14 protein-coding genes are annotated in these 15,526 nt (G+C 65.3%); 8 read left to right on the forward strand and 6 right to left on the reverse strand.

Going from position 1 to position 15,526, the window contains the following annotated elements; all coding sequences use genetic code 11:
• Positions 1–188: 188 nt before the first annotated feature.
• Entirely contained in the window at positions 189–1,544 is a 1,356-nt protein-coding gene (gene dnaA, locus IFT63_RS14905; RefSeq protein ID WP_192084921.1) for a chromosomal replication initiator protein DnaA, read from the reverse strand.
• 254 nt (positions 1,545–1,798) lie between these two features.
• On the opposite strand from dnaA, the gene rpmH reads away from it, so the two are divergent.
• The 6 genes from rpmH to IFT63_RS14935 all read left to right on the forward strand — a co-directional run bounded on the left by rpmH (position 1,799) and on the right by IFT63_RS14935 (position 7,962).
• The gene (rpmH, locus tag IFT63_RS14910) at positions 1,799–1,939 is read left to right on the forward strand and encodes a 50S ribosomal protein L34 (RefSeq protein ID WP_006404565.1); all 141 of its coding nucleotides are present in this window, start codon (positions 1,799–1,801) and stop codon (positions 1,937–1,939) included.
• A 5-nt stretch (positions 1,940–1,944) separates the two neighbouring features.
• Positions 1,945–2,439: a ribonuclease P protein component gene (rnpA, locus tag IFT63_RS14915; RefSeq protein WP_192084922.1), complete on the forward strand. Its 495-nt coding sequence runs from the start codon at positions 1,945–1,947 to the stop codon at positions 2,437–2,439.
• Positions 2,439–4,136, forward strand: coding sequence for a membrane protein insertase YidC (gene yidC, locus IFT63_RS14920; RefSeq protein ID WP_192084923.1), 1,698 nt, complete (start codon positions 2,439–2,441; stop codon positions 4,134–4,136). Before rnpA ends, yidC begins: the two co-directional genes overlap by 1 nt.
• A gap of 75 nt (positions 4,137–4,211) precedes the next feature.
• Positions 4,212–5,564 carry a tRNA uridine-5-carboxymethylaminomethyl(34) synthesis GTPase MnmE gene (gene mnmE, locus IFT63_RS14925; RefSeq protein ID WP_192084924.1) on the forward strand — a complete coding sequence of 451 codons (1,353 nt, stop codon included), beginning with the start codon at positions 4,212–4,214 and terminating at the stop codon, positions 5,562–5,564.
• Positions 5,565–5,749: 185 nt separating this feature from the next.
• Positions 5,750–6,799, forward strand: a complete 1,050-nt coding sequence (locus IFT63_RS14930) for a PDDEXK nuclease domain-containing protein (RefSeq protein WP_192084925.1) — start codon at positions 5,750–5,752, stop codon at positions 6,797–6,799.
• A 71-nt stretch (positions 6,800–6,870) separates the two neighbouring features.
• Complete coding sequence (locus IFT63_RS14935) at positions 6,871–7,962, forward strand: glycerophosphodiester phosphodiesterase (RefSeq protein ID WP_192084926.1); 1,092 nt, start codon at positions 6,871–6,873, stop codon at positions 7,960–7,962.
• Between the two features lie 4 nt (positions 7,963–7,966).
• Here the strand turns inward: IFT63_RS14935 and IFT63_RS14940 are convergent, their stop codons facing one another.
• From IFT63_RS14940 to IFT63_RS14950, 3 genes are all read right to left on the reverse strand, one after another.
• The gene (locus IFT63_RS14940) at positions 7,967–8,149 is read right to left on the reverse strand and encodes a hypothetical protein (protein ID WP_042612149.1); all 183 of its coding nucleotides are present in this window, start codon (positions 8,147–8,149) and stop codon (positions 7,967–7,969) included.
• Positions 8,150–8,413: 264 nt separating this feature from the next.
• Positions 8,414–9,190: a rhomboid family intramembrane serine protease gene (locus IFT63_RS14945; RefSeq protein ID WP_042612150.1), complete on the reverse strand. Its 777-nt coding sequence runs from the start codon at positions 9,188–9,190 to the stop codon at positions 8,414–8,416.
• Positions 9,191–9,326: 136 nt separating this feature from the next.
• Positions 9,327–10,283, reverse strand: coding sequence for a TerC family protein (locus IFT63_RS14950; protein ID WP_042612151.1), 957 nt, complete (start codon positions 10,281–10,283; stop codon positions 9,327–9,329).
• 373 nt (positions 10,284–10,656) lie between these two features.
• Between IFT63_RS14950 and IFT63_RS14955 the strand changes: the two genes are divergently transcribed.
• Complete coding sequence (locus IFT63_RS14955) at positions 10,657–11,823, forward strand: class I SAM-dependent rRNA methyltransferase (RefSeq protein WP_042612152.1); 1,167 nt, start codon at positions 10,657–10,659, stop codon at positions 11,821–11,823.
• A 133-nt stretch (positions 11,824–11,956) separates the two neighbouring features.
• The gene (locus tag IFT63_RS14960) at positions 11,957–13,186 is read left to right on the forward strand and encodes a dipeptidase (protein ID WP_192084927.1); all 1,230 of its coding nucleotides are present in this window, start codon (positions 11,957–11,959) and stop codon (positions 13,184–13,186) included.
• Between the two features lie 69 nt (positions 13,187–13,255).
• Here IFT63_RS14960 and IFT63_RS14965 read toward each other — a convergent pair whose 3' ends face one another.
• Both IFT63_RS14965 and leuE read right to left on the reverse strand, forming a co-directional pair.
• The gene (locus tag IFT63_RS14965) at positions 13,256–14,683 is read right to left on the reverse strand and encodes an amino acid permease (protein ID WP_192084928.1); all 1,428 of its coding nucleotides are present in this window, start codon (positions 14,681–14,683) and stop codon (positions 13,256–13,258) included.
• A gap of 137 nt (positions 14,684–14,820) precedes the next feature.
• Entirely contained in the window at positions 14,821–15,453 is a 633-nt protein-coding gene (leuE, locus tag IFT63_RS14970; protein ID WP_042612155.1) for a leucine efflux protein LeuE, read from the reverse strand.
• Positions 15,454–15,526 lie beyond the last annotated feature (73 nt).

Consider the following 15,526-nt stretch of genomic DNA (forward strand, 5'->3'; position numbering starts at 1 on the left):
CTCAAGTATTTGAATGCAAAGGGTTTTAATGCCTCGAAACCCTATGGAGTACCGCCCTTCAACAGGGGGGGAAAGCTGTGGATGGAATTCCCTGGATCTGGAACGCCTTTTTTATCCACAACATGCCCCGTGCATGCCCCCGGATTCTGCACCGTTTTGTGCGATGACGCCTCAACGGCGTACGTGCATTATTCGCTCAGCTTGCGAATGAGCTTGTCCCAGTCTTCCCGCAGCTTGCCGTCGGTTTCCATCAACGTCCGGATCTGGCGGCAGCCGTGCAGCACCGTGGTGTGGTCCCGCCCTGCGAAGGCGTCGCCGATCTCGGGCAGGCTGTGCTCGGTCAGTTCCTTGGTCAGGGCCATCGCGACCTGGCGCGGGCGGGCCAGCGACCGGGTCCGACGCTTGGACAGCAGATCCTTGATCTGCAGGCCGTAATAGTCGGCAACGGTTTTCTGGATGTTGGGAATGCTGATGGCCTGCTGCTGGGCCCGAAGCAGATCGCGCAGAGTTTCCTGGGCGAACTCCGTGGTGATCGCACGGCCAGTGAAATTGGCCCGCGCGGTCAGGGTATTCAGCGCGCCCTCGAGGTCGCGCACGTTGGAGCGCATCTTCTTGGCAATCAGGAACGCCACATCGTCGGGAATCTCAGCGCCACGTTCACGTGCCTTGGCCAGCACGATGGCAGCGCGGGTCTCGAAGTCCGGTGGCTCGATGGCCACCGACAGGCCCCAGGCAAGTCGCGACTTCAGGCGCGCTTCCAGGCCTTCGACTTCGCGCGGATACCGATCACAGGTCAGGATGATCTGCTGCTTGCCGTCGAACAGCGCATTGAAAGTGTGGAAAAACTCTTCCTGGGTGCGGTCCTTGCCGGCGAAGAACTGGATGTCATCGATCAACAGCGCGTCCACCTGCTGGAACTGGCGCTTGAACTGATCCATGGTCTTTTCCTGCAGGGCCCGGATCATCGCGCTGAAGAACTGTTCCGAACGCAGGTAGAGCACCTTGGCGTGCGGGTTGGCTTCGCGCATCGCGTTGCCGGCCGCGAACATCAGGTGGGTCTTGCCCAGCCCGGTGCCGCCGTACAGCAGCAGCGGATTGTGCGCCCGGTCACCCGGACGCTGCGCGGCCTGGAACGCCGCCGCCAGGCCCAGCTGGTTGCTGCGCCCTTCGACGAAGTTGGCGAAGGTGTAGTGCGAATCCATGTTGCCGGCGAACGGCACCACCGGCGCACTGGCTGCCGGCGACAGCGCCGGCGAGGCACCCCCGCTGAACAGGCCCGGATTCGACGCGATCTGCGTCTCCATGGGGCGCGGACGTGAGCCGATTTCAAGAAAAACGTCGCCAAAACCAGCGAAGTGGGTCAGCAGTTCGCGGATCCTCGGCAGGTACAGCGAGCGCACCTGGTCGACAATGAAGGCATTGGGGGCGAAGAGGATCAAGGCGTCAGCGCGCAGATCAGCCTGCAGCGGCTTCAGCCAGGTGTGAACGTCTTCAGGCGGGAACTCCGCTTCAAGGCGTTCCAGACAACGGGACCAGGCATCCATCGGCAATAATCATCTTGGGCCGGTGGTCAGGCGCTTGAAAGCACCGTCCCGACAGGCCGGAAAGGGGGAAAAGGATGACTCAGACTACCATCGCCGGGCGGCCTCTGGAATGGTTGTCCCACAGTTATTCACAAAATCATCCACAGCTATTGCACAGCCCCATGAAATCGCGTAGTCACAAGGACTTGACGCGAGGGGGTATGTACCTCTAGAATTTCCGGTTCTTTCCGTCCATTTCATACGAGAGGCCCAACATGGCCACCAAGCGCACTTTCCAGCCCAGCAACCTCAAGCGTAAGCGCGACCACGGTTTCCGTGCCCGTATGAAGACCGCTGACGGCCGCAAGATCCTGTCGCGTCGCCGCGCCAAGGGCCGCAAAGTCCTGAGCGCCTGATTGCCATGCCGCTCTCCGCGGCAAACGCAATCCTTCCGATAGTGAGTACTGCTGACCCGCGCAAGCGATTCCCTCGCTCTGCGCGGGTTCGCACGCGTGCCGAATATTCTACGGTCTTCAACGGCGCCCGCCGGGTGTCCGAACCGCTGATGACCCTTCACTGGCTGCCAGAAGACCGGCCGGCCAGGATGGGTCTGGCCGTTTCACGCAAGGTGGATCCGCACGCCGTAGGGCGTAACCGGATCAAGCGCGTCCTGCGCGACGCCTTGCGACATTGCCGCGCTGACCTGCTGCCGGGCGACATTGTCGTCGTGGCACGTAGTGCTGCGCGTGCTGCCAGCAACGATGAGATCCGCCAGGCCTTCCTGCGCCTGTTGCGACGCCTTGGAGCATTGCCCGCCCCGGTCGTGGACGGCACAATGCCGCCTTCCGACGGCGTCGCATCGCCTTCTTCGAACGAGCCGGCACCACGCCCCGGCACCGCAGAGCCTGTCCGCTGATGAACCAGACCCGTATTTTCCTTGTTTTTGCCTGGCTGATGGTGGCCGTGCTGTTGTGGATGGAGTGGGGCCGCGAAAAGGCCGCACCGCCGGTCACGCAGACCACCACCGCCGTGGCTGCTGCCACACAGGCCGTCCCTGGCGCCACGCCCGGCGGCGTGCCCGGTGCACAGGTGCCCGGGGCCACTGCCGCGGCGACCACCGCCCAGGCGGCCGCCACCCCGGCCACCCAGCGCGTGACCGTCACCACCGACGTGCTGCGCCTGGTGCTTGATGGCGGCCGTGTGCTGGACGCCGAGCTGCTGCAGTTCCCGCAGACCAAGGCCGACAACAGCCCGCCGGTGCGCCTGCTGACCGAAGACACCGCGCATCCGTACAGCGCGATCAGTGGCTGGGCCAGCGAAGACAAGAGCGTGCCGGTCCCGGGCGCCGATGGCTTCAAGCTGGTCGGTGACCAGCGTGAGTTCGTGCTGGCCGATGGCCAGAAGGAACTGCAGATCCCGTTCGTCTGGAACGGTCCGAACGGTGTAGTGATTGATCGCACCCTGACCTTGTCGCGCAACGAGTACGCGATCAAGGTCAAGGACGTGGTCCGCAACCAGGGCACGGCGCCGTGGAACGGCTTCGTCTACCGCACGCTGGACCGCAGCCCGACCATCCTGTCGCGCAGCATGACCAACCCGGATTCCTTCAGCTTCAACGGCGCCACCTGGTTCAGCACCGAAGGCGGCTACGAGCGTCGTGCCTTCGCTGATTACATGGACGACGGTGCGCTGAACAAGAACATCACCGGCGGCTGGCTGGCGATGCTGCAGCACCACTTCTTCACCGCGTGGATCCCACAGTCCGACCAGGTGGCGCACTACGTGCTGTCGCAGAACAACGGCCGTGACCAGATCGAAGCGCGTGGCCCGGCCTTCAACGTCGCGCCCGGCCAGCAGGTCAGCAGCGAAGCCCGCCTGTGGGTGGGTCCGAAGCTGGTCAACCTGATCGCCAAGGAAGACGTGAAGGGCCTGGACCGCGTGGTCGACTACAGCCGCTTCTCGCTGATGGCGGTGATCGGCCAGGGTCTGTTCTGGGTGTTGAACCAAGTGCACAAGCTGGTCAACAACTGGGGCTGGGCGATCGTCGGCCTGGTGGTGCTGCTGAAGATGGTGCTGTATCCGCTGTCGGCGGTGCAGTACAAGAGCGGGGCGAAGATGCGCCGCTTCCAGCCGCGCATCGCGCAGCTGAAGGAACGCTATGGCGATGACCGCCAGAAGTTCCAGACCGCGATGATGGAGCTGTACAAGAAGGAAAAGATCAATCCGATGGGCGGCTGCCTGCCGATCCTCATCCAGATGCCGATCTTCTTCGCCCTGTACTGGGTGCTGGTGGAGTCGGTCGAACTGCGCCAGGCGCCGTGGCTGGGCTGGATCCAGGACCTGACCGCACGCGATCCGTACTTCATCCTGCCGGTGATCAACGTGGCGGTGATGTGGGCCACGCAGAAGCTGACCCCGGCTCCGGGCATGGACCCGATGCAGCAGAAGATGATGCAGATGATGCCGATCGTGTTCGGCGTCATGATGGCCTTCATGCCGTCCGGCCTGGTCCTGTACTGGGTGGTCAACGGCGGCCTGGGCCTGCTGCAGCAGTGGTGGATGACCAAGCGCCATGGCGGCGATCCGGTCCCGGCCATCGCCACCAAGAAGTAAGCCACACAGGAACCCGCCGCAAGGCGGGTTTCCTGCTTCTGGCCGTCTGCAGACCAACGCCGCACAATGATCGTCATGGATACCACCGCTACCGACACCATCGTTGCCATCGCCACTGCCGCCGGCGCCGGCGGCGTGGGCATGCTGCGCCTTTCCGGACCGCGTGCGGCGACCATCGCCCACCTGCTGGGCGCGCCGGTGCTGCGCCCACGCCACGCGCATTACGCGCGCCTGCGCGATGCCGACAACGAGGTGATCGACGACGGCATCGTGCTGTGGTTCCCGGCGCCGAACAGTTTCACCGGCGAAGAAGTGGTGGAACTGCAGGGCCACGGCAGCCCGGTGGTGTTGCAGCAGCTGGTGGCGCGCTGCATCGCGCTCGGCGCGCGCCAGGCGCGGCCGGGTGAGTTCAGCGAGCGCGCATTCCTCAATGGAAAACTGGATCTGGCCCAGGCCGAGGCAATCGCCGACCTGATCGCGGCCGGTGACCATCGCGCCGCACGCGCCGCGCGCCGTTCATTGGACGGGGTGTTCTCGCGCCGCGTGGACGAGGTGGCCGAACAACTGGTCAGGTTGCGCATCCACGTCGAGGCCGCCATCGATTTCGCCGACGAACCGTTGGATACGCTGGGCGGTGATCAGGTGCGGCGTGGCCTGCTGCAGGCACGTGAAACCTTGGCGCTGCTGCGCCGCGATGCCGAACGCGGGCGCCGCCTGCGCGATGGCCTGCATGCGGTGTTGATCGGCCCGCCGAATGCCGGCAAGAGTTCGCTGCTCAACGCGCTGGCCGGCAGCGAGCGGGCGATCGTCACCGACATCGCCGGCACCACCCGCGACACCCTGCGCGAGACCATCCGGCTGGACGGCCTGGAGCTGACCCTGGTGGATACCGCCGGCCTGCGTGATGGCGGTGATGCGATTGAACGCGAAGGCATGCGTCGTGCGCGGGTGGAGATCGAGCGCACGGATCTTGCGCTGATCGTGCTGGACGCGCGCGATCCCGCCGCCGGTGAAGCGGCGATCGGCGCATCGGTGCTGGAGGTGCCGCACAAGGTCTACATCCACAACAAATCCGACCTGCTGCCGGCCGGCACGGGGCCGGGCAGCGATGACCCCGACCGGGTGTTCGTGTCCGCCGCCACCGGTGCAGGCCTGGACGACCTGCATGCGCGCCTGCGCTCGATCGCCAGCGCCGGTGCCGGCGAACAGGTGGACGGCGAGTTCTCCGCGCGCACCCGCCATGTCGATGCCATCGAGCGCGCGCAGGAACATGCACTGCACGCCGATGGCGAGCTGGCACACGAGCACCTGGAACTGGCCGCCGAAGAGCTGCGGCTGGCGCACGAGGCGCTGGGCGAGATCACCGGCGCGATGAGCGCCGATGACCTGCTCGGCCGGATCTTCTCCAGCTTCTGCATCGGCAAGTAGCGCTGCGGCCGTCTGGTAGCGCCGACTTCAGTCGGCTGCCTTGCAATCGCACAGCGCGACTCGACGATAAGCGGACGACAGGAATTCGTCCGCAATCTTCAGTAACAACAATGATCAGTTGAAGATAAACGCATGGCCCGGCCCTTCGTCGCGGCACACGCTGGTGTGACTGCCGGAAGACTGCCATGACCCAACACCCCATCGCGCTGATCACGCCGCCGGAAGGCTATGCGGATTGGCTGGACGAGCTGAAACGCCGCATCAATTCTGCCCAACAACGCGCCGCGCTGGCCGTCAATCGTGAGCTCGTCCTGCTCTACTGGGAGATGGGACGGGACATCCTCATCCGCCAGTCCGGGCAGGGATGGGGGAGCAAGGTCATCGATCGCCTGGCCCATGATCTCAGGCTGGCCTTCCCCCACGCCAAGGGCTTCTCGCCGCGAAACCTGAAGTACATGCGTGCCTTCGCCGACGCCTGGCCGGACCCGGCATTTGTGCAACAGTTCGTTGCACAATTACCTTGGGGCCACCAACTCATGCTGCTGGAAAAGCTGGCGACTGCCCCACAACGCATCTGGTACGCGAACCAGGCCATACAGCACAACTGGTCGCGGAGCGTGCTGGCGCTGAACATCGAAGGACAACTGCTCGAGCGCACTGGCAACGCCGTCACCAACTTCGAGCTGCGCCTTCCCAAGGCACATTCAGACCTCGCCCGCGAAACACTCAAAGACCCCTATCGATTCGACTTTCTTGCGGTAGGACGCGAGGCCAGCGAGCGCGAGTTGGAAGACGGCCTGGTCCGGCACGCGACTGATTTTCTGCTGGAGCTCGGTGCCGGTTTCGCATTCGTAGGCAGGCAGGTGCTCATCGAAGTGGCGGGGGAAGAGTTCTTCATCGATCTACTGTTCTACCACCTGCACCTTCGCTGCTATGTCGTCGTAGAGCTGAAGGCGGGCAAGTTCAAACCCGAGCATCTGGGGCAACTGGGTTTCTATCTGACGGCCGTGAACCAGCAGAAGAAGCGGGCCGATGACAATCCGACCCTCGGACTGCTGTTGTGCAAGGAGCGCAACAAAGTCGTGGCGGAGTACGCCTTGAGTGAGAACGTGCAACCGATGGGGGTTGCCGAGTACAAGGTGCTGGGACCGCTGCCCGAACCGCTGCAGACAAGCCTGCCCAGCATCGAACAGCTCGAGAAAGAGCTTGCAGACGGCCCGACCCTGGCCGGGTGACCGAGCTACCTCCCCCTGTCATATTGCAGACGCATACTCGCCGCATTCGTCATCCACCAAGGGGATAGTCCGTGAAGTCGTGGGGTTGTGCATTGCTGTTGTCGCTGGCCGTGGCACCATCGTTGGCCATGAGCGCCGAATCTTCATCAGCTGCACCGGGCGAGGCCTCGGTCTATGCCCACCGCGGGGCCAGTGCGCTGCTGCCCGAACACACCCTGGCGGCCTATGCACAGGCCATCACCGACGGCGCCGACTACATCGAGCCGGACCTGGTGATGACCAAGGACGGGCAGCTGGTGGCCCGCCACGAGAACGAGATCAGCGGAACCACCGATGTGGCATCGCGCGAGGAGTTCGCCGATCGCCGCACCACCAGGACCATTGACGGTGAAAAGGTCGAGGGCTGGTTCACCGAAGATTTCACCCTGGCCGAACTGAAGACGCTCTACGCGCGCGAGCGCCTGCCGCAGCAGCGCAGCACCGCCTTCGACGGGCAGTTCCGCATTGCCAGCTTCGATGAAATTCTGGCCTTCCTGGTGCAGCAGGCCGGCCGTGCCAACCGGGGCATCGGGCTGGTGCCGGAGATCAAGCATCCCAGCTACTTCCAGTCCATCGGCCTGCCGATGGAAGACAAGGTGCTGGCCGCGCTGCAGGCCAATCCGTATACCAAGGTGGGCCCGGTGACGCTGCAGTCGTTCGAGACCGCCAACCTGCGCTACCTGCGCGGCAAGATCGGCCGCGGCAGCAACATCCGCCTGCTGCAGCTGACCTGGAAGGGTGACGCCAAGCCGGCCGATGTGGCCAGGGCGGGCGGTGCGCTGACCTATGCGCAGATGCTGACGCCTGCCGGGCTCAAGGAGATTGCGACCTACGCTGACGGCATCGGGCCGGAGCTGCGTTCGATCATCCCGCTGGACGCCCATGGCGCCCTGGGTGCGCCGACCACGCTGGTGCGCGATGCGCATGCGGCGGGATTGATGGTGGTTCCCTACACCTTCCGCCCGGAGAATCTTTTCATCGCCGCCAACCTGCGCAGCGGTGACGCCAACGCCCGCAACCCCGAAGGCTCCATCGCCGAAATGCGCGCCTACCTCGACACCGGTATCGATGCGTTCTTCACCGATGATCCGGCGCTGGGGCGCAAGGCCGTCGACGGCCGCTGAGCGGCTACTTGCCGGCAGACAGGCTGGAGCCGCGGCCGCGGCGCAATGGACAGCGGCCGGGGTCACCGCAGCGGCAGCAGCGACCGGCCGCGGGATCGCGCGAAGCGATATGAAAAACCAGCACGCCCACGACCAGCAGCAGGCCGCCGATCACCAGATACAGCACCATGTCGTTGAGCTGCTCCATTCAAGGCGCACTCGGGGGTGGGAAGGCTCCCATGCGTTTTTTCCTCGCAGCTGGCCACGTGCATGCAGCGCGATGGCGGACGGTGCGGGTTGGCGTGCCGGCGCTCCAGGTCAACAGAAACGGGACGCCAAACCCGGCGGGGCCTGTGGGCTCCAGCCGGTACATCTTGGGCAAGGCGGCCGAGCCGCGTCTATGACGGAAATTTGAAAGCGGAGCAGCGTGACGACCAACGGTCGTCACCCAACAACGGCAGGCACCAGGCGATCAGCGCGGTGCGTCATCCTGGCCTGGACGTCGGAACGGCAGCACCACGTAGTCGTGCCCTTCGCGTGGCTGCCACAGCACCGGCACCTGGCGCGGCGAGGGCGGCTCCAGCTCGTCGTCGGGCAGGGCTTCGATGGAATCCTCTTCGTCTTCCCAGCTGTAGCGCGGGCGGGCGGCCATCGGGTCGCTGTGGCGGAACAGCAGCGCGGCGATGATGCCGGCGAATGCGCCGCCCATGTGCGACTGCCAGGACACCCCCGGGGTATGCGGCAGCACGGTCATCAACATGCCGCCGTAGAACAGCATGCCGATCAGCCCGGTGGCGATGGCGGCACGGTCACGGCGCAGCAGGCCCAGGCTGGCCAGCAGGAACATCAGGCCGTGGGTGACGCCACTGGCGCCGAGGTGACGGCTGCCCGGGTCGCCCAGCAGCCAGGCGCCGATGCCTGAGCCGATCCACAGCAGCGGCAGCGCGCGCAGCGTTGCCTTCGGATAGACGCTGCCGGCGAGCGTGCCGAGGATCAGCAGGGCCACGCTGTTGGCGGCGATGTGTTCCACCGACCCATGCAGCAGCGGTGCGCCGAGCAGGCCCAGCAGCCCGGCCATTTCCAACGGCGCCACGGCCCACGGCCGCCAGTCGAAGTAGTCCTGCAGCGCGAACGCGGCCACCAGCAGCACTACGGCACCGAGGCTCAGGTTGAAGGCACGCAGGATGCGCAGGCGATCGGTAGGCGGGGCCGGGTTGCCGCCGGCGGGCACGGGTGCGTTGGCGTTCATATCCAAGCAATGGCGGTGGCCGGGGCGAAACCAACCCCGGTGGGGTGGGAAAATGAAACGGGCCGGCGGGACAATCCCGGTCGGCCCGTCGTTGCAGCGCGCGCTGCCGGCCCCGCAGGACCGGTAACGCGATCGATCAGGCCTTGTCGTGCTTCGGCGGGATCTTCAGGCTCAGCACCACGGTGATGGCGATGATCAGCGCGACCACGCCCAGCGAGATCGGGGTCGGGATCTTGAACAGGTCGATGATCATCATCTTGATGCCAATGAAGCCCAGCACCAGCGCCAGACCGTACGGCAGCAGGTGGAAGCGATCGGCCATGCCGGCCAGCAGGAAGAACATCGCCCGCAGGCCCAGCACCGCGAACACGTTCGAGGTCAGCACGATGAACGGATCGGTGGTGATGGCGAAGATGGCCGGGATGCTGTCCACCGCGAAGATCACGTCGGTCACCGCGATCAGGATCAGCACCGCGAACAGCGGGGTGTACCAGCGCTTGCCATCACGCATGACGCTCATCGCATTACCGGCGTAGTCCGGCAGCAGGCGCAGGTGCTTGCGCATCCAGCGCAGCGCCGGGTTGGTCTCCAGGTCCGGCTCCTGACCGGCGGAGAACCACATCTTCCAGCCGGTGAACAGCAGGAAGGCACCGAACACATAGAGCAGCCAATGGAACTTGGTGATCAGCACGCTGCCGGCGAAGATCATGATCGTTCGCAGCACGATTGCGCCCAGGATGCCGATGATCAGCACCTTCTGGCGCTGTTCCTCGGGCACCGCGAAGTAGCCCATGATCATCAGGAAGACGAAGATGTTGTCGACGGCCAGGGCCTTTTCGACCAGATAGCCGGTCAGGAATTCCAGGCCGACCTTGTTGGCCACCACCTGGCCGGCGGTCTCGTTCAGGTAGTACCAGAGGCCACCGTTGAAGGCCAGGGCAAGCAGCACCCAGCCGATCGACCACCACAGGGCCTCCTTGAAGGTGACCTTGTGCGGGCCGCCGTGGCGCATCAATACCAGGTCGACCAGCAGCGCGATGATCACCACCGCGCCGAAGCCGAGCCATAACCACAAATTACCGATCGTCTGCATGGGTTTGTCCGTTGGGAAAAAGAAAAAAGCCTCAAGCCGGACGGCGAGGATCTGCAACGGAGGATCGGGAGGGGGATCCAGGGACAGAGCTTCGCCGGTACGGCGAAGGTCTCGCTCGCAGCCCCGATGTGGTGGGACTGCCGTTGCACCGGAGCCTGCGGGCTCGAATTGACGGCGACAACGTTGGGAGCTACTCCCCTTCTGGCGCCGATTCTGCGGGCATCCCGGCGCCGCGTCAATGACCGGGTAGTGACGGACGCTGGCCGTCAATCGCGCGATTCCCGCTTGACGGCCAGCGGCCGTCACTACCGGGGCCAGCGGCCCCATTACCGCGGACTGCGGCCCGCCCTACCGCAGCGCTTACAATAGGCCGATGAATACCTCTGCCCCCTCAGTCCGTCTCAAGAATGCCTGGCGTTCCAGCCACCCGTGGATCTTCCAGAAACTGGTCGAAAAACCCGCCGTCCGGCCCAAGCCCGGCACCATCGTGGATGTCTTCGGTGTGGAAGGGGACTTCATCGGGCGTGGCTTCTACAACGGGCATTCGCGCATTGCCGTGCGCATCCTGGAAACCGACGAGCGCGTGCCGGTCGACGCCGGCTGGTTCTCGCGCAAGATCGCCCAGGCGGTGGAACTGCGCCGTGACGTGCTGAAGCTGGATGCGGTCAGCGATGCGTGGCGCGTGGTGCACAGCGAAGGCGACGGCCTGTCCGGGCTGGTGGTGGACCGCTATGGCGACCTGGTGGTGGTGGAATTCTTCGCCGCCGGCATGTTCCGCCACCGCGAATGGATCTACGAGGCCCTGAGCGAACAGTTCCCGGGCTGCCGCTTCCACAGCTTCGCCGACGAACACGTGCAGAAGCAGGAAAGCTTCGATTTCCATGGCAACACCACCACCGAAGCTTCGGTGATCACCGAGTACGGCGTGAAGTTCCGCGCCGACCCGGCCGGCGCGCACAAGACCGGCTTCTTCGCCGACCAGCGCGACAACCGCGAGTGGCTGAGCCAGCAGGTCGAAGGCAAGACCGTGCTCGACCTGTGCTGCAACACCGGTGGCTTCGCAGTGTATGCCGCCGCGCGCGGTGCCAGTGAAGTAGTGGGCATCGACATTGACGAGGACGTCATCCAGATCGCCAAGGGCAACGCCAAGCTCAACAACGTGCGCCCGAAGTTCGTGCAGTCCGATATCTTCCCGTGGCTGCGCGATGCGGCCAACCGCGGCGAGCAGTACGACGTGGTGATCCTGGACCCGGCCAAGATGACCCGCGATCGCGACCAGGTGATCAGCGCGCTGAAGAAGTACCTGGACATGAACAAACTGGCCCTCGGCGTGGTCAAGCCGGGTGGCCTGTTCGCCACGTTCTCGTGCACCGGCCTGGTGGCCGAAGACCAGTTCCTGGACATGCTGCGGCGTGCGGCGTTCTACTCCGGCCGCACCATCCAGATCCTCAAGGTATCCGGTGCCGGCCCCGACCATCCGTTCATGGCCCACGTGCAGGAATCGCGCTATCTCAAGGCCGTGTTCTGCCGCGTGCTGTAACCGCAACCCCGGTGGGTGACGACCAAACCCGGTGGTGACGACCGTTGGTCGTCACCGCTTCCGCACCCGCGCACCTACCCAGCCCAGCGCGTCAGCGCTATCGTCAGGTCTCCCCGTCCCCGGTGAGACCTGCATGATCCTGCCTCGCCTGCCGCTGATGCTCGCCTTGGCGCTCAGCACGCCGCTGTCCGTCCATGCCATTGATTTCAGCGCCGCCGAACTGCAGCGCGCCAAGTCCCTGCAGCAGCGCCTGCTGACTCTGGACAGCCATCTGGATACGCCGGCCAACTTCGCCCGCGATGGCTTCGACATCGACAACCGCCACGACCACAACGCGCTGTCCCAGGTGGATTACCCGCGCATGGTGGAAGGGGCGCTGGACGGTGGTTTCTGGGCGATCTACACCGGCCAGGGTGACCGCAGTGCCGCCGCCCATCTGCGCGACCGCGATGCCGGCCTGCAGCGGTTGCTCGATATCCGCACCATGCTGGCCGCCAACGGCGACCGCTTCGCGCTGGCGCTGACCCCGGCCGATGCCGTGCGGATCAAGGCCGACGGCAAGCGCGTGGTGTTCATCAGCATGGAAAACGCCAGTCCGCTGGTGGCCGACCCCAGCCTGCTGGGCTTCTACCACCAGGCCGGGCTGCGCATGCTGAGCACCGTGCACTTCGCCAACAACGAGTTCGCCGATTCGGCCACCAACCCGAAGGGGCCGGAGTGGAACGGACTGAGCCCGGCCGGCCGTGCGTTGGTCAACGAGGCGGTGAAACGGGGCATCGTCATCGACCAGTCGCATGCCTCCGATGCAGTGTTCGACCAGCTCATCGCGATGATGCCGGTACCGTTCGTGCTGTCGCACAGTTCAGCCAAGGCGATCCACGACCACCCGCGAAATCTCGACGATGCGCGCCTGCGCCAGCTGGCCAAGGCCGGCGGGGTGATCCAGGTGAACGCCTATGGCGGCTATCTGGTGGATCCCGGCAAGAGCCCCGAGCGCAAGGACGCCGAAGACGCGCTGAGCAAGCGGCTGGGCGGCTGGGAAGGCATGAGCATCGCGCAGGGCGAGGAACTGCAGCGCGGGGAAGAGGCGCTGGACCGGCAGTACCCGGTGCGCCACGCCAGCCTGGATGACTTCTTCGCGCACATGGGCCACATCCTCGACGTGGTGGGCCCCGAACACGTTGGCATCGGCCTGGACTGGGATGGCGGTGGCGGGCTGACCGACCTGCGCGATGTCAGCCAGCTGCCCAAGATCACCGCCTGGCTGCTGCGCCGCGGTTACGACGAAAAGCAGATCGCCGGCATCTGGGGCGGCAACCTGCTGCGGGTGATGCAGCAGGCGCAGGACCACCCCCGCCCTTGACCACACGGTAGTGACGGCCGCTGGCCGTCACCCCGCATCGCCTGCTTGACGGCCGTCGGCCGTCGGTATTTACCTGCCCAACAGCGCCTTCCGTCGGCTGTACAGGAAGTACACCGCCAGGCCGATCACGTTCCAGATCAGGAAGTACAGCTGGGTGCTCTGCGGCAGGCTGAAGAACAGATAGACACAGCCCAGCGCTGCGGCCGGACCCACTACATAGGCCAGCGGTGTACGGAACCTGCGCTCGCGGTTCGGTTCCCGCCGACGCAGTACCACCAGGCAGATGCCGACGGCCGTGAAGGCCGCCAGCGTGCCGGCATTGGCCAGCGCGGCGATTTCATCCAGCCGTGCCACGCCGGCCAGTGCGGAGACCAGCAGCGCACTGAACAGCGTAGTGGCCACCGGCGTGCCGGTGCGCTTGCTGACGTTGGACAGGCTGCGCGGCAGCAGGCCGTCGCGGCCCATGACGAAGAACACGCGGCTCTGGCCGAACATGAAAGCCAGCAGCACGGTCGGCAACGCCACGATGGCCACCACGCCGATGAGCAGCGCGGCGGTCGGGTGACCCAGCTGGCGCATGATCAGCGCCAGCGGCTCGGCACTGCTGCCGAACACGGCGTAACTCATCGCACCGATGGCAGCCAGCGCCACCAGCATATAGATGATGGTGCAGCCGACCATCGAACCGATGATGCCGATCGACAGATCGCGGCCCGGATTCTTGGTCTCTTCGGCCGCCGTGGCGATGGCATCGAACCCATAGAAGGCGAAGAAGATGATCGCGGCTGCGGCCATGACGCCGCGCTCCAGCCCATCCGGGCCCAGCGATTTGGCGAAGCCATACGGCATGAACGGCTGCAGGTTGGCCGTGTCGAAGGCAGGCAGGGCAACGGCAACGAACACCGCCAGGGCGATGATCTTCAACACCACCAGCACGGCATTGAGGGTGGCACTTTCCTTGGTGCCCAGCATCAGGCCTCCGGCCACCACCCAGGTGATCAGCACGGCGGGCAGGTTGAACATGCCGCCCTCCACGTGCGGGCCGGCCGACAGCGCCAGGGGCAGGCGGATGTCGATGCCCATCTGCGTGTGCACCCATTCCAGGAAGCCGACGAAGTAGCCGGACCAACCGACCGCCACCGTGCTGACCACCAGTGAGTATTCCAGGATCAGGCTCCAACCTACGACCCAGGCGAAGATCTCACCCAGTGCCGCGTAGCTGTAGGTATAGGCGCTGCCCGAGGCCGGCATCATGGTGGCCAGTTCGGCATAGGCCAATGCCGCGCAGGCACAGACAGCACCGGCGATGGCGAATGAGATCAGCACGGCCGGGCCGGCCAGGTTGGCGCCGACACCGATCAGCGTGTAGATGCCGGTGCCCACGATGGCACCGATGCCCAGCGCGATCAGGTGCGGCCAACTGAGCGTGCGGACCAACTGCCTTCCGGCCTCATGGACGGTGACGGTATCCAGGGATTTGCGCCGGAGCAAAGACATTCGGACCTCGTGGTGACTGGGAACGACAAGTGCCCGAGTGTGACCGAATGCGGCGCAGCATTACCACTGATGGACGCTCATTGACAAACCGCTTGGCGCTTCATCCGACAACGGATGCCGGAATCGGCACAATGTTCTCAGCCGTTCAAACCGAGCCGGATACCGAACCCCAGCAGGAACACCCCGGCTACGCGCCGCAGCACATCACTGACGCGCGGATGCTGGATCAACCGACGGCGGGCCAGGTTGCCCGCCCCGATCAGCAGCGAGCAGTACGCCACGCTGACCACGAAGATGATCCCGGCCAGCGCGGCGAAGGTGGCCACGCCCTGGTGCTGGCGCGGGTCGATGAACAGCGGCAGGAAGGCCATGTAGAACAGGATGGCTTTGGGGTTGAGCAGGCTGACCAGGATCGCTTGGCGGAAGTAGTGACCCGGCGCCAGCCGCACGCTGCCCGGCAGGTCGCTGCCGTCGGCCTTCGGCGTGCGCAGCAGGCTGATGCCCACCCACACCAGGTACGCAGCGCCCAGGTACTGCACGACGTGGAACACGGTGGGGTTGGCCTTCAGCAGCGCGGCCACGCCGGCCAGCGCCAGCCACATCAGGATCTGGTCGCCCACCAGCAGGCCGGCCAGCGCCGTATAGCCGCCGCGTACGCCCCCACGGCCGGTGGCGGTGAGCAGGGTGAAGGTGCCTGGGCCCGGCAGGGCCAGGAACACCAGCACGGCGACCAGGAAGGTCCACAGATCCTGGATGCCCATCCACGGCATGGCGGCTCACTCGTTCAACGCAGGGGGCTTCATTGTAGTGACGGCCAGCGGCCGTCACTACCGCGGCAACGGG

Source organism: Stenotrophomonas sp. CFBP 13724, assembly GCF_014841975.1.
GTDB classification, from domain to species: Bacteria; Pseudomonadota; Gammaproteobacteria; order Xanthomonadales; family Xanthomonadaceae; genus Stenotrophomonas; species Stenotrophomonas lacuserhaii.